Annotated in this window: 24 protein-coding genes; 14 read left to right on the plus strand and 10 right to left on the minus strand. The window is 62.4% G+C overall.

Going from position 1 to position 23,180, the window contains the following annotated elements; all coding sequences use genetic code 11:
• Positions 1 to 105 precede the first annotated feature (105 nt).
• On the plus strand, positions 106 to 1,092 hold the full coding sequence (locus AB4N64_RS14550) for an alpha/beta hydrolase (RefSeq protein WP_460116485.1): 987 nt from the start codon (positions 106 to 108) through the stop codon (positions 1,090 to 1,092).
• Here AB4N64_RS14550 and AB4N64_RS14555 read toward each other — a convergent pair.
• Entirely contained in the window at positions 1,034 to 2,044 is a 1,011-nt protein-coding gene (locus tag AB4N64_RS14555) for an AraC family transcriptional regulator (RefSeq protein WP_460116487.1), read from the minus strand. The two genes, AB4N64_RS14550 and AB4N64_RS14555, sit on opposite strands and share 59 nt — an antisense overlap.
• Before the next feature lie 163 nt (positions 2,045 to 2,207).
• Between AB4N64_RS14555 and AB4N64_RS14560 the strand changes: the two genes are divergently transcribed.
• The 11 genes from AB4N64_RS14560 (at position 2,208) to AB4N64_RS14610 (ending at position 11,875) form a co-directional block, all read left to right on the plus strand.
• On the plus strand, positions 2,208 to 3,059 hold the full coding sequence (locus AB4N64_RS14560) for a 3-hydroxybutyryl-CoA dehydrogenase (RefSeq protein ID WP_460116488.1): 852 nt from the start codon (positions 2,208 to 2,210) through the stop codon (positions 3,057 to 3,059).
• Positions 3,046 to 3,648, plus strand: coding sequence for a TetR/AcrR family transcriptional regulator (locus tag AB4N64_RS14565; RefSeq protein ID WP_460116490.1), 603 nt, complete (start codon positions 3,046 to 3,048; stop codon positions 3,646 to 3,648). Before AB4N64_RS14560 ends, AB4N64_RS14565 begins: the two co-directional genes overlap by 14 nt.
• A 106-nt stretch (positions 3,649 to 3,754) precedes the next feature.
• Positions 3,755 to 4,168: a VOC family protein gene (locus tag AB4N64_RS14570; RefSeq protein ID WP_460116491.1), complete on the plus strand. Its 414-nt coding sequence runs from the start codon at positions 3,755 to 3,757 to the stop codon at positions 4,166 to 4,168.
• 100 nt (positions 4,169 to 4,268) lie between these two features.
• Positions 4,269 to 4,685, plus strand: coding sequence for a hypothetical protein (locus tag AB4N64_RS14575; RefSeq protein WP_460116493.1), 417 nt, complete (start codon positions 4,269 to 4,271; stop codon positions 4,683 to 4,685).
• A gap of 301 nt (positions 4,686 to 4,986) precedes the next feature.
• Positions 4,987 to 5,193 (plus strand): hypothetical protein, encoded by a 207-nt coding sequence (locus tag AB4N64_RS14580; RefSeq protein ID WP_460116494.1) that lies wholly within the window; start codon positions 4,987 to 4,989, stop codon positions 5,191 to 5,193.
• Positions 5,194 to 5,371: 178 nt separating this feature from the next.
• Complete coding sequence (locus AB4N64_RS14585; protein ID WP_460116495.1) at positions 5,372 to 6,214, plus strand: helix-turn-helix transcriptional regulator; 843 nt, start codon at positions 5,372 to 5,374, stop codon at positions 6,212 to 6,214.
• Between the two features lie 131 nt (positions 6,215 to 6,345).
• On the plus strand, positions 6,346 to 7,455 hold the full coding sequence (locus tag AB4N64_RS14590) for an ABC transporter ATP-binding protein (RefSeq protein WP_460116496.1): 1,110 nt from the start codon (positions 6,346 to 6,348) through the stop codon (positions 7,453 to 7,455).
• A gap of 34 nt (positions 7,456 to 7,489) precedes the next feature.
• A complete protein-coding gene (locus AB4N64_RS14595) occupies positions 7,490 to 8,632 on the plus strand; it encodes an ABC transporter substrate-binding protein (RefSeq protein WP_460116498.1) in 1,143 nt (380 codons plus the stop codon).
• A 31-nt stretch (positions 8,633 to 8,663) separates the two neighbouring features.
• On the plus strand, positions 8,664 to 9,581 hold the full coding sequence (locus AB4N64_RS14600; RefSeq protein WP_460116500.1) for an ABC transporter permease: 918 nt from the start codon (positions 8,664 to 8,666) through the stop codon (positions 9,579 to 9,581).
• Position 9,582: 1 nt separating this feature from the next.
• Positions 9,583 to 10,410, plus strand: coding sequence for an ABC transporter permease (locus AB4N64_RS14605; RefSeq protein ID WP_460116502.1), 828 nt, complete (start codon positions 9,583 to 9,585; stop codon positions 10,408 to 10,410).
• A complete protein-coding gene (locus AB4N64_RS14610) occupies positions 10,403 to 11,875 on the plus strand; it encodes an aldehyde dehydrogenase family protein (RefSeq protein WP_460116503.1) in 1,473 nt (490 codons plus the stop codon). The genes AB4N64_RS14605 and AB4N64_RS14610 overlap by 8 nt, the downstream gene beginning before the upstream one ends.
• Positions 11,876 to 12,008: 133 nt before the next feature.
• Here the strand turns inward: AB4N64_RS14610 and AB4N64_RS14615 are convergent, their stop codons facing one another.
• The 9 genes from AB4N64_RS14615 to AB4N64_RS14655 all read right to left on the minus strand — a co-directional run bounded on the left by AB4N64_RS14615 (position 12,009) and on the right by AB4N64_RS14655 (position 20,600).
• Positions 12,009 to 13,517: an aldehyde dehydrogenase family protein gene (locus AB4N64_RS14615; RefSeq protein WP_460116505.1), complete on the minus strand. Its 1,509-nt coding sequence runs from the start codon at positions 13,515 to 13,517 to the stop codon at positions 12,009 to 12,011.
• The gene (locus AB4N64_RS14620) at positions 13,504 to 14,571 is read right to left on the minus strand and encodes an aminoglycoside phosphotransferase family protein (protein WP_460116506.1); all 1,068 of its coding nucleotides are present in this window, start codon (positions 14,569 to 14,571) and stop codon (positions 13,504 to 13,506) included. The genes AB4N64_RS14615 and AB4N64_RS14620 overlap by 14 nt, the downstream gene beginning before the upstream one ends.
• Positions 14,572 to 14,576: 5 nt before the next feature.
• On the minus strand, positions 14,577 to 14,921 hold the full coding sequence (locus tag AB4N64_RS14625) for a cupin domain-containing protein (RefSeq protein ID WP_460116507.1): 345 nt from the start codon (positions 14,919 to 14,921) through the stop codon (positions 14,577 to 14,579).
• Positions 14,922 to 15,052: 131 nt separating this feature from the next.
• Positions 15,053 to 15,421, minus strand: a complete 369-nt coding sequence (locus AB4N64_RS14630) for a cupin domain-containing protein (protein ID WP_460116509.1) — start codon at positions 15,419 to 15,421, stop codon at positions 15,053 to 15,055.
• Complete coding sequence (locus tag AB4N64_RS14635) at positions 15,414 to 16,697, minus strand: nucleotide disphospho-sugar-binding domain-containing protein (RefSeq protein ID WP_460116511.1); 1,284 nt, start codon at positions 16,695 to 16,697, stop codon at positions 15,414 to 15,416. Before AB4N64_RS14635 ends, AB4N64_RS14630 begins: the two co-directional genes overlap by 8 nt.
• 33 nt (positions 16,698 to 16,730) lie before the next feature.
• Positions 16,731 to 17,807: an ABC transporter ATP-binding protein gene (locus AB4N64_RS14640; RefSeq protein WP_460116512.1), complete on the minus strand. Its 1,077-nt coding sequence runs from the start codon at positions 17,805 to 17,807 to the stop codon at positions 16,731 to 16,733.
• Positions 17,800 to 18,606 carry an ABC transporter permease gene (locus tag AB4N64_RS14645; protein ID WP_460116514.1) on the minus strand — a complete coding sequence of 269 codons (807 nt, stop codon included), beginning with the start codon at positions 18,604 to 18,606 and terminating at the stop codon, positions 17,800 to 17,802. Before AB4N64_RS14645 ends, AB4N64_RS14640 begins: the two co-directional genes overlap by 8 nt.
• Entirely contained in the window at positions 18,603 to 19,463 is an 861-nt protein-coding gene (locus AB4N64_RS14650; protein ID WP_460116515.1) for an ABC transporter permease, read from the minus strand. Before AB4N64_RS14650 ends, AB4N64_RS14645 begins: the two co-directional genes overlap by 4 nt.
• A gap of 81 nt (positions 19,464 to 19,544) precedes the next feature.
• A complete protein-coding gene (locus tag AB4N64_RS14655) occupies positions 19,545 to 20,600 on the minus strand; it encodes a polyamine ABC transporter substrate-binding protein (RefSeq protein WP_460116517.1) in 1,056 nt (351 codons plus the stop codon).
• Between the two features lie 197 nt (positions 20,601 to 20,797).
• On the opposite strand from AB4N64_RS14655, the gene AB4N64_RS14660 reads away from it, so the two are divergent.
• Both AB4N64_RS14660 and AB4N64_RS14665 read left to right on the plus strand, forming a co-directional pair.
• Positions 20,798 to 21,730 (plus strand): GntR family transcriptional regulator, encoded by a 933-nt coding sequence (locus AB4N64_RS14660; RefSeq protein ID WP_460116519.1) that lies wholly within the window; start codon positions 20,798 to 20,800, stop codon positions 21,728 to 21,730.
• 95 nt (positions 21,731 to 21,825) lie between these two features.
• Positions 21,826 to 23,100: a nucleotide disphospho-sugar-binding domain-containing protein gene (locus tag AB4N64_RS14665; RefSeq protein WP_460116521.1), complete on the plus strand. Its 1,275-nt coding sequence runs from the start codon at positions 21,826 to 21,828 to the stop codon at positions 23,098 to 23,100.
• Positions 23,101 to 23,180 lie beyond the last annotated feature (80 nt).

Genomic DNA, 23,180 nt, shown 5'->3' on the forward strand with positions numbered 1-23,180 from the left:
AACATGAGTCCACACAAAAGCCACACAAAAGCCACACGAAAACCACACAAAGCCGCCGAGCATCTGTTAAAAATCGACTCTCCTTGTTCAACCGGTAGCCCAGTCATGTCTTCACCCCTGCTCACCACCCTGCGCCGACGTTGGCTGGCGCTGCTGTGCATGACCGTGCTGGTGGTCGGCCTGCCGGTGAGTTGCGGGGTGCTGCAGCATACCGAGCGTGAGTTGCTGTTTCGCATCGAGCCGGGCACGGCTGGCTGGTATCGCGGTTTACCCAAGGACGTCCAGGAATTCGACATCCAATCCCCCCACTTCAAGGGCGGGCAGAACCTGCATGCCTGGTGGTGGCCCGCTGCGCGACGGGATGCGCCGTCGATCCTGTACCTGCACGGCGTGCGCTGGAACCTTACCGGGCAGGCGTTCCGTATCGAGCAACTGCGCGCCATGGGCTATTCGGTACTGGCCATCGACTACCGTGGTTTTGGCCAGAGCAAGGGCGATCTGCCGTCGGAAGCCAGTGTGTACGAAGATGCGCGGGCGGCGTGGGAGCGCTTCAAGGCACTGCAGCCGGATGCGAACAAGCGCCTGATCTACGGCCACTCCCTGGGGGGCGCCGTGGCCATCGACCTGGCCGCCGACCTGGCCGCCCAAGCCAAAAAGGACCAGGTTGCCGTGCCGGCGCGCGGGCTGGTGATCGAGTCGACCTTCACCTCGCTGGGTGATGCGGTGGCGCAAGTGGCCGAAAGCAACCTGCCGGTGAAGTGGTTGCCAGTGCGCTGGCTGCTGTCACAGAAATTCGATTCCATCGACAAAATCGTCGACATCGACATGCCCCTGCTGGTCGTCCATGGCCTGGCCGACGCATTCATGCCTTCGCGCTTCAGCGAACAGTTGTTCAACGCCGCCAACGAACCGAAAAAGCTGCTGTTGGTGCCCGGTGGCACCCACAACAACAGCATGAGCCTGGGGGGCAACCAGTATCGGCAGGCCATTGAGAGCCTGATGAAAAGCAAACCGGCGCAAATGGCCGGCCCGTTCAAGCGGTCTGGAACCGCGCCCGATATTTCCCCGGGCTCTCCCCCGTCCACTTCTTGAACGCCCGATGAAACGCGCTGGGTTCCTGAAAACCCAACCGCTCGGCAATGTCGCCGATGCTGGCCTTGCTCTCGCGTAACTGCTCGAACGCCACGGCCCGTCGGACTTCGTCCTTGATTTCCTGATAGGAGCAACCCTCGCGCTCGAGCTTGCGACGAAAGGTGCTAGGGCTCAGGTGTTGTTCCAAAGCAAAGGCCTGCAAGGTTGGCCACTGGCTGTAGTGGCTGCTGCGCAGGCGTTGGTGGACTTGCGAGGCCAAGCCGTGCTGGTTGCGGAAGCGGATCACCAGCCACTGGGGGGCGGTGCGCAAAAACACCTTCAGCGAGGCCAGGTCCTGCACCACCGGCAGGCGCAGGTAATGGCTAGGGAATTCGATTTCGGTGCGCTCGGCGCCGAAGGTCAGGTTGGGGCCCCAGAGCAGGCGGTCATCGCTGAGGGACAGGCGTTCATGGCGAAAGTCCGCCCGGTCGATGGGGATGCGTCGCCCGCCCAGCCAACACATCAGGCTGATCATCAGCACCAGGAAGGTCTCTTCGCCAAATCGTGCGACATCAGCGTTCGGCGCACAGGTGTCCAGACTGATTACCGCCCGCTTGCCCCGCACCGTCAGCGTGCCCCGATAGTCACTGAGAAACAGGGAAAAATTGCTCAGGCACTGGCGCATGGCCTTGTGCAGGTCGGGTTCCTGGATGAGGGCGCGGCAGATCAGGGCGAAGCTGCCCGGCAACATGCCGTGGGAGTCGAGCCGGAAGAATTCGTCGTTCAGCTCGCGGATCTGAATCAGCCACAACGCCGCAAATGCACTGGCCGGCACTCGCGCCGAAGGTTGCTCGAGCAACGCCGGTTCGACACCGGCCTGCTGCAGTGCCGCCGCCAGACGCTGCTGATCGTCACCCAGCCCATGGATCATCGCTTGCACGAAGTAGGCAGCCACCGAGTCCTTTTCCCGCATTTGAACGCTTCGCTCCCCATCAGCCGAATGGCAAAAAACACCAGCACCGTTGAACAGTTTCGGCATAGGCCAACCGTCATGCCGGTTCTAGACTCGCGGCAATAGTACGCCTTCGGTCGTTGCGGCGGCGAAGGTATCGCAGGGTTGATTGAAAGGACGGCACATGAATCTGCAAAACATTGGCGTAATCGGCGCCGGCACCATGGGCAACGGCATCGCGCAGGTCTGCGCCCAGGCCGGTTTCAAGGTGACCCTGATCGACATCGCCGACAGCGCCCTGCAAAAAGCCCTGGCGACCATCGACAAGAACCTCGAACGCCAGGTGAGCAAAGAGACCCTGACACCTGCGCAAAAGCTCGCTACCCTCGACAACATCCGCACCAGCACCGACTACGCCAGCCTGCAAAATGTGCAACTGGTGATCGAAGCGGCCACGGAAAACCTCGACCTGAAGCTACGCGTGTTGCAACTGATTGCCGCGCAGGTCAGCGCCGAGTGTGTGATCGCGTCCAATACCTCGTCGCTGTCCATCACCCAACTGGCCGCCAGCGTCAGCACGCCAGCGCGTTTCATCGGCCTGCACTTCTTCAACCCAGTGCCGGTGATGGGCCTCATCGAAGTGATCCGTGGCCTGCAAACCAGCGACGCCACCCATGCCCTGGCGCTGGAGATGGCCACCACCCTGGGCAAGACCGCGATCACCGCCGGTAACCGTCCGGGATTCGTGGTCAACCGGATTCTGGTGCCGATGATCAACGAAGCGATCCTGGTGTTCCAGGAAGGCCTGGCCAGCGCCGAAGACATCGACGCCGGCATGCGTTTGGGCTGCAACCAGCCCATCGGCCCGCTCGCCCTGGCGGACCTGATCGGCCTGGACACCGTACTCGCCATCCTTGAAGCTTTCTACGAGGGTTTCAACGACAGCAAATACCGCCCGGCACCGCTGCTCAAGGAAATGGTTGCCGCAGGCTATCTGGGCCGCAAATCGGGGCGTGGCTTCCATGCCTATGCCTGAGCGTTGTTCGCGTTTTGCCGAGTACCGGGACAAGGTGCTGGAGTTGTTCGCCAGCAAGGGGTTCGGTCAGGTCGGCATGCGCGAACTGGCAACGTGCCTGGGCCTTTCGCCGGGCTCGCTGTATCACCATTACCCCAGCAAACAGCATTTGCTGCTTGATTTGATCGAAGAGTTCTACGAAGAGCTGCTGGCCGCGCTCGCGCGGATCGATCACAAGGCCGGGGCTAAACGCGACAAACTGCACAACCTGATCCGTGCGCACCTGAACCTCCATCAGGAGATGCCGTGGCATTTCCGCCTGGTGGAGCGCGACAGCGGCTGCCTGAACGACGAGCAGCAGGCGCGAGTACGGCAGCTGCGCGAACAGTACGAAGGCCTACTGTTGCAGATGCTCGCCAGCCGCCTGCGTCTAAGCGAACCGGCACGCCTGGCCACCGGCCACGCCATTGCCAACCTGCTCAACAGCGCACCCTGCTGGCTGGCGCAACATGCGCTGGATGAGCCGGCTCGCGATGAGCTGCTGGAGTGCCTGATCGGTGGCGCCATCGAGCGCCTGTTGCGACCTTCTCCATCACTCGCCGTCGCCTGAGGCGATAAGCCACGCCCTTTCAATAGAAAAACCATCTAAAAGATTTTTGCTTGTCCCACGCTCTAACGCTTTGCTATCCAGATGCCTCGCAAAGCCGGAGCCCGACATGAAAATCAATCCCTACCTTATCTTCAACGGCGACTGCAAAGCCGCGTTCACCTTCTATGCCCAGGCCCTGGGTGGCCAGATCGAAGTGATGATGGATTTTGCTTCAAGCCCGATGCGCGACCAGGTCCCCGTCGACCTGCACAACCTGATCCTGCATACCTGCCTCGCGGTGGGCGACCAGAAAATCATGGGCTCGGACACCACGCCCGACCGCCCCACCGATGACATGGCCGGGTGTTCGATATCGCTGAATGTCGACAGCATCGAGGAGGCAGAACGGGTGTTCAACGCACTGGCCGAAGGTGGCCAGGTGCAGATGCCGCTGGAAGCGACCTTCTGGGCCGCGCGTTTCGGCATGCTGACCGACCGGTTTGGGGTGGCGTGGATGGTTAACTGCGAGAAGGATCAGTAGCGGGTCTTGAAGCCTTGCTCCCACAGGGGCCAGTCAGCCTGGTGTCTGCTATCGTCAAACGGGCGACCCGACTAACGCTTCACTTTTCGGAGTACCCCCCATGCCGCTCCTGCCCCCCCGGTTAAAACTGTCCCTGCTGGCAGGAGGGCTGGCGGCCTCCTTCCTCATTTTGCAAGGCTGCGCCACCGTCGACGCCCACACCACCGCCTACGTCGGCGTCGAACACCCGGCGCCAACCCTGCCCAGCGAAGTGCAAGTGCTGCGCACTGAACCTTTGCGCCCACACATCCGCCTGGGCGAAGTCTTGATCGACGCCAGCACCGAGCCCGCGCCCCCGATCACCGAAGTCGAACAGAAACTGCGCGAGGAATCGGCCAAACTCGGCGGCGATGCGGTGGTGGTGGTCTACGACCACATCCAGACCACCGGCGCGTTCGTGCGCGGCGGTTTGTGGAGCCGCGACGTTGAAACGGTCCAGGGCCGCAAGCTCAAGGGGATTGTGATCAAGTATCGGTGAGGAGTCACCTGAACCTGTACCCATACCTGTAGGAGCGAGCATGCTCGCGATGGACGTCAACGTTAACGCTGACTGCCTGACACCCCGCGGTGCCTGAACCACCATCGCGAGCATGCTCGCTCCTACAGGAGTTCACCACTCGTCGCCCGGCGCTCAGCGTCAGAAAAAGCCCGCCCCCTCTGGCTCACGGTTTGCACACGCTCGCGTGGTCGTCACGGAGCGTCGAAATCCTGACGTAACATCCATCACCTATACTCACCCACGCCAGCACACCGCTGGATCAGCTTTTCGGAGATGCAACGTGTCAACTCTCAGTGAAATCGCAGCGAATCACGCGAAAATGGCGAAAAACATGGCCGGAGAGTCGACTGAAATGTGTGAGCGCCAGCCCGTGGTGGTCGGTAGCTTCGAGGTCAGTTCCGTCGATGAACCTGTGCAAGTGCCCTTCCATCTGATCGTGGGTGCGCAGGACGCCCCGATTGCCCTCACGGCCGGCTACGCACTCTGACGGTTTTCCCACACAATGCCTCGAGGATGATACTGATCCTGTAGACCTCGGTAACAACCAGCCCCTTAAAGGTGCGTCTTTTCCAGGACGCCACCTCGTCCTCCCCGCAATCCATGGCGTAAACCGCCATGGCGTAATTTGTGCATCGCTTGAAGCTCACCCGTTATCCGAAGCTACCATGCGTCCCAAGGAACTCAAACTCTGGACCACCGGAGTCGCCCACCTGCTCGACTTGCAAGCAGGACACGCGCGACTGGCCGGATTGAGCCATTGGTTGCGGCAGATCTGCCCAGTCGATCATTTCGTTTTGTTCGTCTACGAGGGCAATCACCGGCCACTGGCGCTGTTCGATACCTTCGCCGCCGACAAGCGCGCCGTGTACGTCGACGACTATCAGTGCGGGCCCTACCTGCTCGACCCGTTCTACCTGGCCTGCACCCGTGGCCAGGCACCGGGATTGTGGCGCCTGCGCCAGTTCGCGCCCGACCACTTCTACCTCGGCGAGTATTACCTGACCTATTACCAGCAAACGGGCCTGGCCGAAGAAGTGGCGTTTTTCGTCGAGCTGGGGGGTGGTGCCATGGCGGTGCTGTCGTTGATGCGCTCCTCGGCGAGTTGCGCATTCAGTCGCGACGAGATGCAGTTGATCGAATGCGCGCAAGGCGTGGTCGAGCAGGTCATCACTGAAGCCTGGCGCCTGCGGCAAGCGCAGCAGCCACGACCGGCTCAGGACCTGGACTTCAAGATCCGCGAAGCCTTCGACCAGTTTGGCGCCCACATCCTCACCGGCCGCGAACAGGAAATCGTCCAGTTGCTGTTGCGCGGTCACTCCAGCGCCTCGGTGGCCGAGCAACTGAACATCAGCCCCGGCACCGTGAAGATTCATCGCAAGAACATCTACGCCAAACTCTGCATCGGCAGCCAGTCCGAATTGCTCGGGTTGTTCATTCGCGATCTGACAGAGAATCAGCTGCAAGCTTCAAGCGACAAGCTGCAAGAGAAACGCACGACCAGCCTTTAGCTTGAAGCTTGAAGCTTGAAGCTTGAAGCTCGAAGCTGCCCCTATCCCCCAAGGGATATATACACCGTAAAACCCCTATTGCTAGTTTGGCTCCCGTCGCACTGTTTCATCACTGCAAGGGAGCCGGCCTCGTGAACGACAATTCGCCAAGTGATATCGAATTCTGCAATGTGGTCAAACGCTATGGCGATGTGACCGCCGTCAGTGGCCTGAACTTCGCTGTGCGCCGTGGCGCCTTCCACTCCTTCCTTGGCGGCTCGGGCTGCGGCAAGACCACCACCCTTCGCATGATCGCCGGTTTCGAACAACCGTCCAGCGGTGAAGTGCGCCTGGCGGGTCAATGCGTCGCCGGTGTGCCGGCCTACGAGCGGCCGGTGAACATGGTGTTCCAGCACTACGCGCTGTTCCCCCATCTGACGGTGGCGCAGAACATTGCCTACGGCCTGCGTTATCGCACCCCGCGCCCCGACAAAAAAACCCAACTGCGCATGGCCGATGAAGCGCTGGAAATGGTGCGCCTGAGTGGCTTCGGCCAGCGCAAGCCGAGCGAGCTGTCCGGTGGCCAGCAACAGCGCGTTGCACTGGCCCGGGCACTGGTGAACAAGCCGACCGTGCTGTTGCTGGACGAGCCGCTGGCGGCCCTCGATCGAAAACTGCGCAAAGAGATGCAATCGGAACTGCTGCGCCTGCAACGGGAGGTCGGCATCACTTTCGTGCTGGTCACCCACGATCAGGAAGAAGCGCTGTCGATGAGCGACAGCATCAGCGTGATGCACGCAGGCACCATCATCCAGACCGCCACTCCGGAACAACTCTACGAAGCACCGGCCACCCGGTACGTGGCCGATTTCATCGGTGAATCCAACCTGTTCAACGGCACGGTGCGTCAGTTGCACGGTAACTCTGTGGTGCTGCGCACCGAACAGGGTCTGGAGCTGACCAGCCCCCTGACGCCCACCGGCAAAGCCTTGAGCGCCGATTCCGCCGGCTGCATCGCCGTGCGTCCGGAGCTGATCAGCATTGCTGGCGCCCACGCGGACCTCTCCCGCGAAGTGAAGCTGCAAGGGTGCGTGGAAGACCGCATTTACCTGGGCAACTCCACCGAATACCGCGTGCGCACCCAGGCTTTCGGCGTGGTCTGCGTGCGGGTGCCGCGCCATCAGGACGCTCATGCATTCGAACACGGCGCGGCAGTGAGCGTCGGCTGGGATCACGCCAACGGCTTGGCCATGGCGATGTAAATCAATAATTCATCAACTGGATGTGGAGCGTGCTATGGACCAGAAGACGTTTATCAAAACCCTGCGCAGCTGGCAGAACGGCTCGATCAGTCGCCGCGAATTCCTTGGCCGCACCGGCCTCGGCCTTGCCGCTGCGGTAGTCGCCACCAACATGCCCGGCCTGCTGACGTCCACCGCGTACGCGGCCGAGCAGGCCAAGCTCGGCGATCGCCTGTCGCTGGCGACCTGGCCGAATTACCACAGCCAGGACAATCTCGACGCATTCGGCAAAACCACCGGCGCGCGAGTGTCGATGAGCGTGTTCGGTTCCAACGAAGAAATGCTCGCCAAGTTGCAGGCCGGTGGCAGCGGCTGGGACGTGCTCGTGCCGACCAACTACACCATCAGCACCTATGTGGGACTGGGTCTGATCGAACCGCTGGACCTGTCACGCATTCCCAACTTCGATGCTTCGGCCTTCCAGCAGAAGTTCATGGCCCAGGGCACGGTAGACGGCAAGGTGTACGCCGTGCCGAAAAACTGGGGCACCACCGGCATGCTCTACGACACCGGTAAATTGAAGAACGGGCCCACCAGCTGGAAAGAATTCTGGGCAGCCGCGCAGGGCCCGGCCAGTGGTCGCACCATGGTCCACGACTACCAGTTGACCGCCATCGGCAACGCCCTGAAAAGCTTCGGCTACAGCTTCAACTCACTGGACCCCAAAGAACTGGCCGATGCGGAAAAGCTGCTGATCGAGGTCAAGCCGCACCTGTTCGCGATCAACTCGGACATCCAGCCATCGATGCGCAGCGGCGATGCGTGGCTGGCGATGTCCTGGACCGGCGACGCTTCGCAACTGCACCGCGACAACGAGCAAATGCACTTCACATTGGGCAAGGAAGGTGGCGAGCTGTGGAGCGATTTTTTCGCCATCCCCAAGAGCTCCGAACACAAGGACGCCGCCTATGCGTTCATCAATTACCTGCTCGACCCGCAGCACAACAAGCTTGAAGTGCTGAGCCACGGATACCCGAGCGGCGATAAGCGCGTTGATGCCCTTCTGCCGACCGCCATGCTCGACGACCCGATCATGTACCCGGCCGCCGAAGCCTTGAGCCCGCTGGAATTCGGTGCAGCGGCGACGCTTACCAGCCCGGCACGCGCTGAACTGATGGCGCGCTTCAAGTCCGCCTGAGCCCCCGACCATGGCCAACGAGGAGTCACCGATGAACGCTGCCGCCCACCCGCAAACGGTGCAGCCGGCCAGTGCCCTGTCAGCCGAGGTACGCCAACGGCGCAGCCTCGGCCGACGGATCACCCTGCTGATGCTGTTGCCCTCGACCTTGTGGTTCCTGCTGCTGTTGTTGATGCCGCTGGTGATCATCCTCGTGTTCAGTTTCGGCGAGCGCAGCGCGGTGGGCGGTTATGCCGGCGGCTTTACGCTGGCCAACTACCTGAACCTTGGTTCCCGCGGTGCGGCGTTCAGCAACACGCTGATGTTGGCGCCGCTGGGGACCCTGGTGTGCCTGTTGGCGGCCTACCCACTGGCGTATTTCCTGGCGGTCAAGGTCTCCCGCAACCGCTCGTTGTTGCTGACGCTGGTGATCGTGCCGTTCTGGACCAGTTTCCTGATCCGCACCTACGCCTGGATCTTCATCCTCAGCGGCAAGGGCATCCCGGCGCTGCTTGCAAGCGTGGGCCTTGAGGACGTGCGCTTGATCAACACGCCCTGGGCGGTGCTGATCGGCATCGTCTATGGCTACCTGCCACTAATGGTATTCCCGATCTACGTCAGTCTGGAAAAACTCGACAAGCGCCTGCTCGAGGCCTCTGCGGATTTGGGGGCCAGCGCCTTCGAGAGCTTCCGGCGGATCACCCTGCCCCTCTCCGCGCCCGGGATCATTACCGGGGTGATGCTGGTGTTCATTCTGCTGATGGGCGAGTTTTTGATCCCGGCGATTCTGGGGGGCGGCAAGGTGTTCTTCGTCGGCAACGCGCTGGTCGACCTGTTCCTGCAATCGCGCAACTGGCCGTTCGGCAGTGCGTTGGCGATGACGCTGGTGGCGATGATGCTGCTGATCATCGGCGTCTACCTCAAACTGGTGGCCCGCTACGGCGGCCGCCCCGCCGATGGAGGCATGTGACATGTGGCTGCGTAGCTATTCGACTTCGCTGTACCTGTTCCTCTACGCCCCGATCGCGTTGATCGTGTTGTTCAGCTTCAACGCCGGGCGCAGCGGCCTGGCGTTCCAATGCTGCTCGACGCAGTGGTTCGGCCGGGCGTTCGGCAACCCTTTCATCATGGAAGCGCTGGGCAACAGCGCCTTGATTGCGTTCACGTCTGCGGTGATCGCCACGCTGTTTGGCACCCTGGCGGTGTTCGGCCTGCAACGCGCCCATCCCAAGGTCCGCCTGCTGTTCGACGCCCTCACTTACTGCGCGATCATCGTGCCCGGCATCGTGATCGGCATTTCGACGCTGATCGCCTTCATCAGTCTGTTCGATCTGATCAACCCATTGCTGGCGAGTTGGATTCCGAGCCTGCCCCGCCTGAACATGGGGTTCTTCACGGTGATCGCCGCGCACTCGCTGTTCACCATGGCGCTGGTGATGGTGATCGTGCGAAGCCGCGTCGACTCACTGGACAAGGCGCTGCTGGAGGCGTCAGCCGACCTCTACGCACCACCCATGCACACCTTTTGGCGCGTAACCCTGCCGCAGATCGGTCCAGCGATCATGGCTGGTTTCCTGCTGGCCTTCACCTTCAGCTTCGACGATTTCATCATCGCGTTTTTCGTCGCGGGTTCCGAGACAACGTTGCCGATCTACATCTTTTCTTCGATCCGCCGCGGCGTGACTCCGGAAATCAATGCGGTGTCCACCGTCATCATCTGTGCGTCGCTGGCGCTGCTGTTCACTTCCCGCCACCTGCAAAACCGCCGTTCCGGCGCCCAGGAGTCTCACCATGCGTGATCAGCTTTACATCAACGGCGAGTGGGTCAGCCCGGACCTGGGCGGTTACCTGGACGTCATCGACCCGGCCACCGGCCAAGTGTTTCATCGCGTCGCGGCGGGCACCGAAGAGGACGTCGACCACGCCGTGCGCGCCGCAAGGCGAGCGTTCGACAATGGCTGGAGCCAGACGACCGGTGCCGAGCGCGCGCAGTGGCTGGAAGCGCTCGCCGAGGAACTGGAAAGCGGCCAACAGACTCTGGCCGAACTGGAAGTGCGGGACAACGGCAAACCCTTGCCCGAAGCGCAATGGGATATCGCCGATGCCATCGGCTGCTTTCGCTACTACGCGGGGCTCGCCCGTGAGCTGGATCAGCAGCAGGACCGACCCCTGGCGTTGCCCGACGCGCGCTTTCGCTGTCGCATCCGCCACGAACCGATTGGCGTGGCCGGGCAGATCATCCCCTGGAACTACCCGCTGCTGATGGCGGCCTGGAAAGTCGCACCAGCCCTCGCGGCCGGGGCGACGCTGGTGTTGAAACCATCTGAACTGACGCCGTTGACCGCGCTGGAGCTGGCGGCGGCAGCGGATCGCATCGGGCTGCCGGCCGGAGTGCTGAACGTGGTCAGTGGCCTCGGCGCCGATGCCGGCGGCCCGCTGACCGAGCACCCTGGCGTGGACAAACTGGCGTTCACCGGCAGCGTACCGACCGGGGCGAAGATCATGTCGGCGGCGGCGCGTGACATCAAGAACATCAGCCTGGAATTGGGCGGAAAATCCGCGTTTATCGTGTTCGACGACGCCGATGTCGAAGCGGCGGTGGAATGGATTCTGTTCGGCATTTTCTGGAACCAGGGTCAGGTGTGCAGCGCCACCTCGCGCCTGCTGGTGCAAGAAGGTATCGCACCGCGACTGATCGAACGACTGGTGGAGGAGACCCGCAAGATCACCATCGGCCAAGGCATGCAGCCCGGCGTGTTGCTGGGGCCGCTGGTCAGCCAGGGGCAGTACGACAAGGTCCTCGGTTACGTTGACCAGGGACTGGCCAGCGGCGCACGCCTGCTCACCGGCGGCCAGCGACCGGCGCATCTGCCCGAGGGGTATTTCATCGAGCCGGCGATCTTCGATGAGCCGGGGCACAACAGCATCCTGTGGCGCGAAGAAGTGTTCGGTCCGGTGTTGTGTGTCAAGCGATTCAAGACCGAAGAGCAGGCGCTGCAAATGGCCAACGCCAGCCGCTTCGGCCTGGCCGCGGCCGTCATGAGCGCCGACCTCGAGCGCAGCGCCCGGGTCGCCAACCAGCTGCGTGCCGGGATCGTCTGGGTCAACTGCTCACAGCCGACCTTCGTCGAGGCCCCGTGGGGCGGCATGAAACACAGCGGCATCGGCCGTGAGCTTGGTGAATGGGGCTTGCACAATTACCTGGAGGTCAAGCAGGTGACCGAGTACATCAGCGACCAGCCGTGGGGGTGGTACCTGAAATAACCGCGGTTCAGCGAGCAGGCCCCCTGTGGGAGCGAGCCTGCTCGCGAAGAGGCCCTCACATCCAACATCATGGGGCCTGACCCACCGCCTTCCCGGGCAAGCCCGCTCCCACAGTGGGCGGTGCCCTGCTGACTCAGGGCTGATCGCGATAAAACACATCATCGGCATACGGATACCACCAGTCATGGATTTTCGGCTGGTGGTCGATGATGACCATTTTCGAGCGGCGGAACGCCTCGAGGCCCTGCCGTCCGAGTTCGCGCCCCAGTCCGGACATTTTCCAGCCGCCGAAAGGCAGTGCGTCGTTGTCGATCAGCGGGTTGTTGACCCAGACCATGCCGGCTTCAAGACGCTCGGCGGCCTCCATCGCTTCGGCCAGGTCCGTGGAAAAAAGTGATGCCCCGAGGCCGAATGGCGAATCATTGGCCAGGCGCACCGCCTCGTCGAAGTTTCCGACCCGGCAGATCGCCGCGACCGGGCCGAAGCATTCTTCCTGCAGGATCGCCATGTCCGACGTCACGCCGGTGAGGATGGTCGGTTCATAAAACCAGCCAACACTATGCTGCGGCGGCACCCGCCCGCCACACACAACCGTCGCGCCCTTGGCCACGGCATCGTCGACCAGGCGCATGACCTTGTTACGCGCCGCCTCGCTGACCATCGGCCCGATTTCCGTGTGCTCCAGGCCGTGGCCGATGCGCAGCGCTCGGGTGCGCTCGGCAAAGCGGGCGACGAATTCATCGTGGATCTCGTCGACCACATAGAAGCGTTCCGCCGAGGTGCAGATCTGCCCGCTCAAGTGGAACGCGGCGGTCACCGCCCCGGCGGCCGCGACTTCCAGCGGCGCATGCCGGGAGATGATCATCGGGTCGCTGCCACCGGCCTCGATCACGCAGGGTTTCATCTGCTCGGCGCACGCCACCGCCACCGCCTTGCCCGCCGCCACGCTGCCGGTGAAGGCCACCGCATGGGTGCCGCTGGATTTCACCAGCGCCTGAGCGGTGGTTGCATCCCCCGGCACACAGGACACCAGCCCCGGCGCCAGCGTGGTGAAATGCTCCATGAACTTGAGCGTGCACAGGGTGGTGGCTTCCGCCGGCTTGATGATGCAGGCATTGCCCGCCGCCAGCGAAGCCGCCACCGTCCAGCACATCAGCAGGATTGGAAAGTTGAACGGCATAATGTGCACGCTGACGCCGTAAGGCTCGTAACGCACATGCTGGAACGAGCCGATCTGCGTGGTGCCGGCGACCTTGCCGGCATCGTCCCGGGCCATTTCCGCGTAGTAGCGAAAGATCGGCGCGCAGTTGGCCAGCTCGCCCATGGCCTCGGCGAAAGGCTTGCCCATTTCCAGGGTCATCAGCCGCGCCACTTCGCGGTTGCAGGCGGTGTTCTGTTCGAGGGCGTTAGCCAGTTGATGCAGGAGCGCAGCGCGGCTTTTCGCGTCGACCTGCCGCCATTGCCGTTGCGCGGCGTTGGCCGCATCGACAGCGGCCTGCACATCGGCGTCGCCGCACAGGCCGACCTGCCCGACGGGTTGCAAGGTGGCGGGGTCGAGCACTTCGCGCCCTCGCCCCTGGGTCAGCGGCAAGTATTGGCCATTGATGAAGCGCAATGCGGTGTCAGGACTAAAGGGGGTCATGGGCAGATCCTTGAACCATTCGATAAGGGGTTTGGCGCAATGCATCGAGCGTGGCCGGCGGCAGTTCATCGCGCCAGCCCGGAACATGGCCGTTGAGCCACGCGCGCAGCGGCCCGAAGGCCTCGGCGTCCAATGCACGAACGAACAGCTTGAGGGTGCGCGGCAGGTGGGCCAGGTAACCGTGCTTGCCATCGCGGCCGGCCAGGCGCACGAAAATCCCCAGCACCTTGGCGTGACGCTGGGCCGCCAGCCGGCGGTAATCTTCCAGGAAGCGCGGTGCGTCGATTTCCGGGCGCTGCATCAGGTAATGGGTCAGCAAGGCCACGCGCAGCGCTTCGGGAACGTCGCGGCGGGCGTCTTCGAGCAAGGACATCAGGTCGTAGGCCGCCGCGCCGAGCAACGCATCCTGAAAGTCCAGCAAGCCACAGGCCGCCACGCCCTGACGGCCTTCGAGCAGCATCAGGTTGTCCACGTGGTAGTCGCGCAGCACCAGCGTTTCACGGCGTTGCGCAACGTCGCGGCAGGCTTCGGCGAACAGCGCCAGGAACGCCTCGCGCCGCTCCCTCGCTGCCTCATGGCCGATCAACAACGGCGCGTACCAGTCGATGAACAACGCACATTCGTCACTCAGTTGCCCGGCGTCATACGGCGCCAGTGCCGTGGCGGGCTGCGCGCGATGCAACGCCACCAGGGCATCCACCGCCAACCGATACAACGCCCCTTCCGGGTGCCCGGCCGCCAACAGGCGGGTGTAGGTGTCGTGACCGAAATCCTCGATCAACGCCAACCCCGCTGCCTCGTCCACCACGATCAGGTCCGGTGCGGACAGCCCCAGGTCGTGCAGATGCCGGGCCACCTGAACGAACGGACCGATGGGCTCGCTGTGCGGTGGCGAGTCCATCAGCAACAAGCCCTCGCCGCCCAGGCGGAAATAGCGCCGGGTCGAGGCATCCGCCGGCAACGCCTCCAATCGCGCCGTGGCAAACCCGGCGCGCGCCAGGAAGGCGGCGCGCTGATGTTCGCGTTCGGACGTTGTCACAGGTGTCTGGGTCATGGCGGTCACCGAATCATGTAGACCTTTTTCACCGTCTCATGGACGGTGCACACGCCCTTCCAGTCCTTGCGGAAAAACGCCGCGGTGTCAGGCTTGATCTCGATGACTTCACCGGACTCATGCACATAGGTGCAGCGGCCTTCGAGGAAGTGGCAGAACTCGTCGCTGGTGACGTGGCAGAACCATTTGCCTGGGGTGCAGATCCACACGCCGCACTCGGACTGGCCTTCCGGACCCTTGTGCAGGACAACGCCGCTGACCCGGGACTCGCCTTCGAGCATGGTGGGGATCACGCCCCAGTCTTTGACGTCGGTGATGTTCAGGGGGTCGTACAGGAATGGGGTGGTCATAAACATTCTCCAAAATGGGTGATATCCCCTGTAGGAGCGAGCTTGCTCGCGATGCGGTATCTCAGTGGTATCAGTGTTGGCTGACACACCGCCATCGCGGGCAAGCCCGCTCCTACAGGTCAGGGTGGGTTTCAAGCCAGCATGTAAACGTTGCGCAGGGTTGCCCGCACGTGGCATTCGCCGGTCCAGCCGGCCGGGAACAGCACCAGCGTGTGGGGGCGGATTTCGATCACCTCGCCGTTGTCGTGGCGGTAAGTGGCATCGCCTTCCAGGAAATGGCACAGCTCGTCACGGGGAATCGACAGGCGCCAGCGCCCTGGCGTGCACACCCAGAGCCCGGTTTCGGGGCTGTTGTTCGGCCCCTTGAACAGCAGACGCCCGCTCGAATGCGAGACGCCTTCGACGGCGTCACTCTGTACGCCCCAGTCCACCAGGTCGGTGCGGGTGCTGACGGCTTCGAGGTACGGGGTAAACCCCGCCGTGGTGTGGGTATCAGGCATTGTTCAGGACCTTGTCGAGAATGGCCGCTGCATCGGCAGGGCCCTTGCGGGATTGCATCTGCGCGCTGGTGCGCTGCAAGCGTTGGCGCATGGCCTGGTCGTTGAGGCAGGCGTCGAGTTTTTCCGCCAGTTGCGCGTCGGTCCATTCGTAGCGGTCGAGCTTGAAGCCGTGGCCGCTTTCCTCGGCGCGCATGGCGTTGTCGTGGCCGTCCCAGACGTAGGACATGACAATTGCCGGCTTACCGAAGAACAGGCATTCGGTGAAGCTGTTGTTGCCGCCGTGGTGGATCACCGCATCGACCTGAGCGATCACCGACGGCTGAGGGAACCAGTTGGAGATCTGCACGTTGTCGGGCAGGTCCGGGTATTCGTCCAGGTGCTCGCCAACGTTGAACAACGCACGGTAAGGCAACTGCCCAATGGCACGGATCAGCCGTTGCAGCAGCTCGACGTCACCGGAGCCCAGGCTGCCGAAACTGACGTAGAGCAACGGTTTGTCGTTGTGAGCGGCAAACTGCGGAATCTCGTAGCTCGTATCGTTACGCACGCACCCTTGCAGGTAGTGGAAGCGCTCGGCCGGCAACGGATGACGGCGCTCGAACTTGACGGCGTCCGGGTACAGCAACAGGTTCATGTACGGCGACGCTTCGAAGAAGGTACCCAGCGGATACGGTGCCTCGCCATGGGCTTGCAGGAACTGGTTGAAGTCGTCGTGGATCGGTCCGACCACCTCTTCGAAGCGCTGGCGAAATTGCGCATGGCCGGCCTTGTCGTCGACGCTCATGCCCGACAGGTGCGGCGGGATGTCCGGGTCTTCGATCTCGTTTTCCGAGCAGGAAATGATCCGCACCCATGGCTTGCCGTATTGCTTGATCGCCGGGAACAGGATCACGTTGTCAACGCAGATCAGGTCCGGCTTGACCTTGTCCAGCACGGCGGGCAATTCCTTCTGTGCCCACTTGGCGGTGTCGACGATGGCGGCCCAGCATTCCTTGACGTAGTTGTCGATCTGGTCCAGCGGCGTTTTGCGAAAGTTGGGAATGTGGCCGTTGATGAAGTCGACCCAGTAGCGAGCCATTTCTTCCGGCGGCATGGGCGCTGACATGTTGACCATGTGTTCTTCGAAACCATAGCCGGCATACACGCCGCTCATGCCCGGGTCGGTGAGGAACACCGCCTTGTGACCGAGGGCTTCGCACGCCTGGGCGATGCCCACTGAATTCAGGGCCGGGCCATAGGCGGCTTCGGGAAAGAACGCGATCACTTTCTGTTTCATCGAACAATGCTCCTGCCTGGTCTTTTTTAGGGTTCAGCGCGTCAAAACACGGGCATGGCGTGCCTGCCAGCCGAGCCGGACATGCATGCCCATCGCAAAATGGGCGAATTCGCATTGCGAGGACGGCACCCGCACGATCAGCGGCTTGTCGCTGAACGCGGTCTGCACATGCAGGTTGGTGTCGAGGCCGTGATAGGCGATCTCGACGATCTGGCCGCTGACCTGGTTGGCGCAGGTTTCGCCCTCCCCCAGCACCTGCAGGCGTTCGGGACGCACCACCACCGCCACCGATTGCCCCGGCACCAGCGGCGCATCGGTCTCGACGTTGAGTTCCTGGCCGTTGACGCGCACGGTGTGCTGCCCGGACCGCACACCTTCGAACAGGTTGCTGACACCGATGAAGTTGGCGACGAAGCGGCTGTTGGGGTTCTCGTAGAGTTCGCTCGGGCTGCCGCACTGGCAAACCTTGCCGCCATCGAGCACCGCCATGCGGTCGGACATGACCAGGGCTTCTTCCTGGTCGTGGGTGACGATGATGAAGGTGATGCCGCTTTCCAGTTGCAGGCGCTTGAGTTCCAGCTGCATCTTTTCCCGCAGCTTTTTGTCCAGTGCGCCCAGGGGCTCATCCAGCAGCAATACCCGTGGCCGCTTGACCAGCGCCCGCGCCAGGGCGACACGCTGGCGCTGCCCGCCGGAGAGCTGATCGGGCTTGCGTTCGGCCAGTTCAGCGAGCTGCGCGGTATTGAGCACTTCATCGACCCGGCGACGGATCTCGGATTGAGGCAGGCGCTCCATCTCCAGGCCGTAGGCGATGTTCTTGCGCACGGTCATGTTGGGAAACAGCGCGTAGGACTGGAACATCAGGTTCAGCGGGCGCTTGTTGGCCGGCAGGGGCGAGATGTCCTTGCCATCCAGGTAGATGCAGCCGCCACTGGGGGTTTCAAAACCGGCGAGCATGCGCAGCAAGGTGGTCTTGCCGCAGCCCGACGGGCCCAACAGTGCGAAGAACTCGTTCTCGCGGATGTTCAGCGACACCTCGTCGACCGCCAGGCCGTTGCCATAAGACTTGCTGACCTTGTCCAGGATCAGTACCGCAGACGAATTATTCATGGGTGCGAGGGGCCTTGTTCAGACGCTGCGAAGCCAGCAGCGCGGTGATGCTGACCAGCATCACCAGCGTCGCCAGGGCATTGATTTCCGGGGTGACACCAAAACGGATCATGGCGTAGATCTGCATGGGCAAGGTGGTCGACGCCTGGCCGGAACCGGAGTTGAAAAACGCAATGATGAATTCGTCCACCGACAGCGTGAACGACAGCAACCCGCCGGCCAGCACGCCTGGAAAAATCGCCGGCAGCAGCACCCGGCGGAAGGTGGTGAAGGCGCTGGCGCCAAGATCGATCGAGGCTTCGAGGATCGAGTAGTCGAAGTGCTTGAGGCGCGTGCGCACCACCGCGCAGACGAAGGCGATGTTGAACACCGCGTGGCTGATGATGATCGAGTGCAGGCCCAGGCCGACCTTGAGCAGGTTGAAGAAACTCAGCAGCGCAATGGCCAGGACGATGTCGGGGATGATCATCGGCGCCATCAGCAAGGTGTCCACCACATGGCCCTTGTCGCTGCCCTTGCGGCGCAACTCGATGCCCAGCGCCAGCAAGGTGCCGAGCACGCAGGCGATGAAGGTCGCCGCCAACGCCACGATCAGGGTGTTGAGCGCCGCCGACAGGATCGCCGAGTTGTGGGCCAGCGACACGTACCATTTCAGCGAGACGCCGCCCCAGGCGGTCGGCAGGCCGGACTTGTTGAACGACAACAGGATCAGCACCAGGATCGGCACGTACAGGAAGGCATACACCAGCCACAGGTGCGTATTGAGTGCGGTACCGCCCAAGGAACGCGACTGACTCATGCGCGGCCCCCTTCTGCACGGCGCGCCACCAGGGCCTGGACGAACAACAGGATCAGCATGATCGCGATCAGGAAGAAACTCAGTGCGGCACCGAACGGCCAGTCCCGCGCGGTGAGGAACTGCGCGTAGATCAGGTTACCGACCATCTGTACCTGCTTGCCGCCCAGCAGGTCGGCGGTAATGAAGTTGCCGATGCTGAGCACGAATACGAACACCGCACCGGCGGCGACACCCGGCACGCTCAGCGGCAGGATAATCCGGCGGAAGGTCATCCAGCCCGAGGCGCCCAGATCCCGGGAGGCGTCCCACAGCTCGTTGTTGATACGCGACAGCGAAGAGAAGATCGCCAGGATCACGAACGGGATGTAGTTGTAGACCAGGCCCAATACCACCGACGCTTCGGTGTACAGCATATTGATCGGGTCACCGCTGTAGCCGAACATCTGCAACAGGCGGTTGATCAGGCCTTCGCGGTTGAGCAGGACGATCCAGGCGTAGGTGCGGATCAGGTAGTTGCTCCAGAACGGCAGCATCACCAGGAACAGGAACACCGCCTGATGACGCCGTGGCGCACGGGCAATGGCGTACGCGGCGGGATAGCCGATCAGCACGGCGAACAGCGTCGCCAACCCGGCGATTTTCGCCGACTTGAGCAGGATGCCCAGGTACAGCGGATCGAACGCGCGCTGGTAGTTTTCCCAGGTGAACAGCCAGTCGATGCCGCCGTAGGCTCCGCGCTCGACGAAGCTGTAGACCAGCACCAGCACGCAGGGCACCACCAGGAAGATCAGCAGCCAGCCGAAGCCGGGCGCAAGAAGCCAGGCCGACAGGCGCCTGTCAGCATGCAAAGCACTCATTACCCAATCCTTGCGCCCAGTCACACGGGCGGTTTGCGAGCGTGGCGAGGCATGCCCGGCATGCCTCGGGATCGATGTGGCTTAGTTCTGCGCCGCCATGATTTCGGTGACCGCCCGGGTGTAGGCTTTTTGCGTGGTGCCGCCCAGGTCCCGCAACTGCTCCATCTTCAGCAAGTCGTCGGGGGCGATGGTGAGGTTGGGGTACTGCTTGAGCAGGTCAGCCGACAAGCCGGCCATGGCGGCCTGGTTGGGGACTTTGTAGAGGATGTTTTCCGCGACCCAGGCGTGGTTTTCCTTGGCCAGCATGAAGTTGATGAACTGCAACGCCTGGTCCTGGTGCTTGGAGCTTTTCAGCACGACCATGGTGTCGACCCACAAGTCGGAGCCTTCCTTGGGCACCACGAACTTGATCGCGGCATTGGCCTGGGTGCCGTAGTTGCACCAGCCGTCCCAGGCATGCGCCATCAGCGATTCGCCGGACGCGAGCTTGGAGTAGAAGGTGGTGTCGTCGAAGGCGAGGATGCGTTTCTTGGTGGCGATCAACTGGTCACGCACGGCGGCGATCTGTTTCGGGTCGCTGTCGTTGACGGACCAGCCCTTGGCCAGGAACCCGGCGCCGAGCATCCAGCGGTCGGTCGCGAGCATGGTCACCTTGCCCTTGAGCGCATCGCTGGGGTTGAGCAGTTCGTTCCAGCTCACCGGGGCCGGCGTGACCTTGTCGGAGCGGTAGCAGATGCCGGTAGTGCCCCAGGTGTACGGCACCGAGAAATGGTTGCCCGGGTCGTATTCCAGTTTCGAGGCTTGGGGATAGAGGTTCTTCAGGTTGGGGACCTTGACCGGATCGATGTCCGCAAGCAGCCCCTGTTTGTGCAGGACTTCAGCGAATGGCGAGGAGACGAACACCACGTCATACCCTTCTCCGCCCGAGGCCATGAGCTTGCCCATGATCTCTTCGTTGGTCGCGTGCAAGGCCTTGTCGACCTCGACACCGCTGGCCGCCTTGAACTTGTCCAGCGCATCCGGGGCCATGTAACCGTCCCAGATGGAAATCACCATGTCTTTCGCAGTGGCCGCTTGTGCAGCGATCGCCAGGGAAACGCTCAATCCCAGACACATAAGGCCTTTCAGCTTTCTCATAATACTCACCCGACGATTGTTTATTTTTTGAATTCGAAGGCAGTACGGCAAAACCAGAGAAACGATTGCATGTGTTTTTTTTTAGAAATTAGGACCAGTATAAAAAGATGTCAATGGTTTTTTCTGGACTGACTGTCGAGCGGTGCATGACATAAGATGTGCACGTGAGTCCACAGCGACCAATAGAGATGAGACGCTTGAGCACAACAGCTGAAAAGAAACCTCGCACCAACCACCTGGAGCTGGCCCGGCGCATCCTCGAGCACACCCAGGAAAGCGGACTGGTGGCCGGCGACCCGGTGGCCGAGCAAGCCCTGGCGCGCACGTTTCAGGTGTCACGCACGCTGATCCGTGGCGCGCTCAATGTACTGCTCGAGGAAAACCTGCTCAGCCACGAAGCCGGCAAGGGCTATCGCCTGCTCGCCACCCCAGCCGGTCAGGCGTTCAGCGCCGTATTGCCCCAGGCCGAGGAAGAAGAACTGGCCACTTCGGTGTTGCGCGATCGCATGGCCGGGCGCCTGGGTGACAGCATCAGCATCAGCGAACTGATGCGCCGCTATGGCATCGGCCGCCCAGCCGCGCAGAAAGCCCTGCAGCAACTCAGTGAAAACCAGGCCATCGAGCGCGGGCCGGGGCAGTCGTGGCTGTTCCGACCGTCGCTGAACAGCTTCGCCGCCCTTGAGGAAAGCCTCAAATTCCGGCTGATTCTCGAACCGGAAGCGCTGCTCAGCGCCAACTTCAACGCCGACCCGCAACGCCTGGCCTTGCTGCGCAGCGCCATGCAGAGCCTGCTGGCAAGCCCGGTCGAGCATTTCGACATCCAGCAGTTTCGCGAGCTGGACATCAGCTTCCACGAGCTGATCGGCCAGAGCTGCGGCAATCGCTTTGTCGCTGACGCACTGCTCCAGCATCAGAGCCTGAGGCGCCTGCCGAACCTGCTGCCGAGCGTTAGCGTGCACCGCTTGCAGGAGGCATTGCGCGAACATCTGCAGATCATTGCGCACATCGAACGCGGCCAACTGGAAATCGCCGCCGACCTGCTGCGCCTGCATCTGCGCCTGAGCGCCGCCCAGCGCCCGCAAACGGCCAATCGCGGGATCCCTCAGGGCCACGTGTTCGGACGTCGCTGAAGCGCTCAAAATACAGGATGATTTTTTTTATAAAATAAGACAGCATCCAGTTATCTCAGGCACGGCGGACTTTACCCGCCACGGATTTTCTTGCCATGCACCCACAAAAACTGATCGCCCTGTTTCCGGAAGCCAGTTTCGGCGCGGCCCTGAACTGCATTGGTATCGCCCAATCCTTGCGTGAGCTGGGGGCCAAACCGGTGTTTATCTGCTACGAACATTTCCAGGGGCTGTTTGCCGAATACGGATTCGACGAGTACCCGATTGCGCCGGTCAACCCACTGTCGGCGGCGGAACACCAGCACTACTGGGAGCGCTTCATCGAGCGCAATATCCCGTATTTCGACCAGACCCCACAGGCGCAGATCGACAGCTACGTGGCCCCGGCCTGGGAAGCGATCATCGACACCGCCATCGAAGCCGAGAAGCCGTTGCAGCAATTGCTCGGTCGTCTGAAGCCGGACGTGATCGTGCTCGATAATGTGGTCATGTTCCCCGCCATCGCCAACGCGGGTTGCCCGTGGGTGCGCATGGTCTCCTGCGCCGAAACCGAACTGCCGGATGCTGCCGTGCCGCCCTATCTGTCAGGCTGCCTGGCGGGCGACAACGAGGGGCGCGAGCGGTTTGCCGAGCATTATCGCCGCGCCGTCGCGCCGGCCCATGAGCGTTTTTCCGCGTTCCTGGCGAACAACGGCACACCGCCCTGCCCGCCGGGCCAGTTTCTCGATGATTCGCCGTGGCTCAACCTGCTGCTGTCACCAACGCCCGTGCGGTATGCGCGAGACAAGGCCCTGGATCAGCAGCGGTATGTCTACCTCGACGGCTGCGTGCGGCGCGAGGCGCCCTACATCGTGCCGGACTTTCCACGGCACAACGACGCGCCACTGATCTACTTGAGCTTCGGTAGCCTGGGGGCGGCCGACACCTCGATGATCAAGCGCCTGATCGGCACCATCGAACACCTGCCCTATCGCTTCTTGATCAACGTCGGCGCCTATCGAGACGAGTACGCCACGGTGCCGGACAACGTCTACCTGGACAGCTGGTTTGCACAACCGGCGGTGCTCAGGGAGTGCCAGTTGTTCATCCACCACGGGGGCAATAACAGCTTCTGCGAGGCGCTGTATTTCGGCTTGCCGTCGGTGATCATCCCCTACTGCTGGGACGGCCACGACAACGCCGCCCGCGCCGAGGAAGTGGGCGTGGGACGCTACCTGCCGCGCTTCGCCGATCCCCTGTCCGCCCTGCCGGCCGCCCTCGAACAACTGCTGGCCGATACTTCAATGAAACAACGCCTGGCCACGATCAGCCAGACCATGCAAGCCACCCGCGGCACCGACATCGCGGCGCGGGCGATCATGGCGCTGTAACCCCGGCCCCTCCGGTTTCCTGTAGGAGCGGGCTTGCCCGCGATGGCGCAGGGTCAGACACCATCGATGTTGAATGTGCC

Source organism: Pseudomonas sp. S2_C03 (genome assembly GCF_054668405.1).

What these genes read in the sequence shown, in the direction of transcription:
- AB4N64_RS14550 (WP_460116485.1), top strand. Translation starts at nt 106, where the DNA reads ATGTCTTCACCCCTGCTCACCACCCTGCGCCGACGTTGGCTGGCGCTG.
- AB4N64_RS14555 (WP_460116487.1), bottom strand. Translation starts at nt 2,044, where the DNA reads ATGCGGGAAAAGGACTCGGTGGCTGCCTACTTCGTGCAAGCGATGATC.
- AB4N64_RS14560 (WP_460116488.1), top strand. Translation starts at nt 2,208, where the DNA reads ATGAATCTGCAAAACATTGGCGTAATCGGCGCCGGCACCATGGGCAAC.
- AB4N64_RS14565 (WP_460116490.1), top strand. Translation starts at nt 3,046, where the DNA reads ATGCCTATGCCTGAGCGTTGTTCGCGTTTTGCCGAGTACCGGGACAAG.
- AB4N64_RS14570 (WP_460116491.1), top strand. Translation starts at nt 3,755, where the DNA reads ATGAAAATCAATCCCTACCTTATCTTCAACGGCGACTGCAAAGCCGCG.
- AB4N64_RS14575 (WP_460116493.1), top strand. Translation starts at nt 4,269, where the DNA reads ATGCCGCTCCTGCCCCCCCGGTTAAAACTGTCCCTGCTGGCAGGAGGG.
- AB4N64_RS14585 (WP_460116495.1), top strand. Translation starts at nt 5,372, where the DNA reads ATGCGTCCCAAGGAACTCAAACTCTGGACCACCGGAGTCGCCCACCTG.
- AB4N64_RS14595 (WP_460116498.1), top strand. Translation starts at nt 7,490, where the DNA reads ATGGACCAGAAGACGTTTATCAAAACCCTGCGCAGCTGGCAGAACGGC.
- AB4N64_RS14600 (WP_460116500.1), top strand. Translation starts at nt 8,664, where the DNA reads ATGAACGCTGCCGCCCACCCGCAAACGGTGCAGCCGGCCAGTGCCCTG.
- AB4N64_RS14605 (WP_460116502.1), top strand. Translation starts at nt 9,583, where the DNA reads ATGTGGCTGCGTAGCTATTCGACTTCGCTGTACCTGTTCCTCTACGCC.
- AB4N64_RS14610 (WP_460116503.1), top strand. Translation starts at nt 10,403, where the DNA reads ATGCGTGATCAGCTTTACATCAACGGCGAGTGGGTCAGCCCGGACCTG.
- AB4N64_RS14615 (WP_460116505.1), bottom strand. Translation starts at nt 13,517, where the DNA reads ATGACCCCCTTTAGTCCTGACACCGCATTGCGCTTCATCAATGGCCAA.
- AB4N64_RS14620 (WP_460116506.1), bottom strand. Translation starts at nt 14,571, where the DNA reads ATGACCCAGACACCTGTGACAACGTCCGAACGCGAACATCAGCGCGCC.
- AB4N64_RS14625 (WP_460116507.1), bottom strand. Translation starts at nt 14,921, where the DNA reads ATGACCACCCCATTCCTGTACGACCCCCTGAACATCACCGACGTCAAA.
- AB4N64_RS14630 (WP_460116509.1), bottom strand. Translation starts at nt 15,421, where the DNA reads ATGCCTGATACCCACACCACGGCGGGGTTTACCCCGTACCTCGAAGCC.
- AB4N64_RS14635 (WP_460116511.1), bottom strand. Translation starts at nt 16,697, where the DNA reads ATGAAACAGAAAGTGATCGCGTTCTTTCCCGAAGCCGCCTATGGCCCG.
- AB4N64_RS14640 (WP_460116512.1), bottom strand. Translation starts at nt 17,807, where the DNA reads ATGAATAATTCGTCTGCGGTACTGATCCTGGACAAGGTCAGCAAGTCT.
- AB4N64_RS14645 (WP_460116514.1), bottom strand. Translation starts at nt 18,606, where the DNA reads ATGAGTCAGTCGCGTTCCTTGGGCGGTACCGCACTCAATACGCACCTG.
- AB4N64_RS14650 (WP_460116515.1), bottom strand. Translation starts at nt 19,463, where the DNA reads ATGAGTGCTTTGCATGCTGACAGGCGCCTGTCGGCCTGGCTTCTTGCG.
- AB4N64_RS14655 (WP_460116517.1), bottom strand. Translation starts at nt 20,600, where the DNA reads ATGAGAAAGCTGAAAGGCCTTATGTGTCTGGGATTGAGCGTTTCCCTG.
- AB4N64_RS14665 (WP_460116521.1), top strand. Translation starts at nt 21,826, where the DNA reads ATGCACCCACAAAAACTGATCGCCCTGTTTCCGGAAGCCAGTTTCGGC.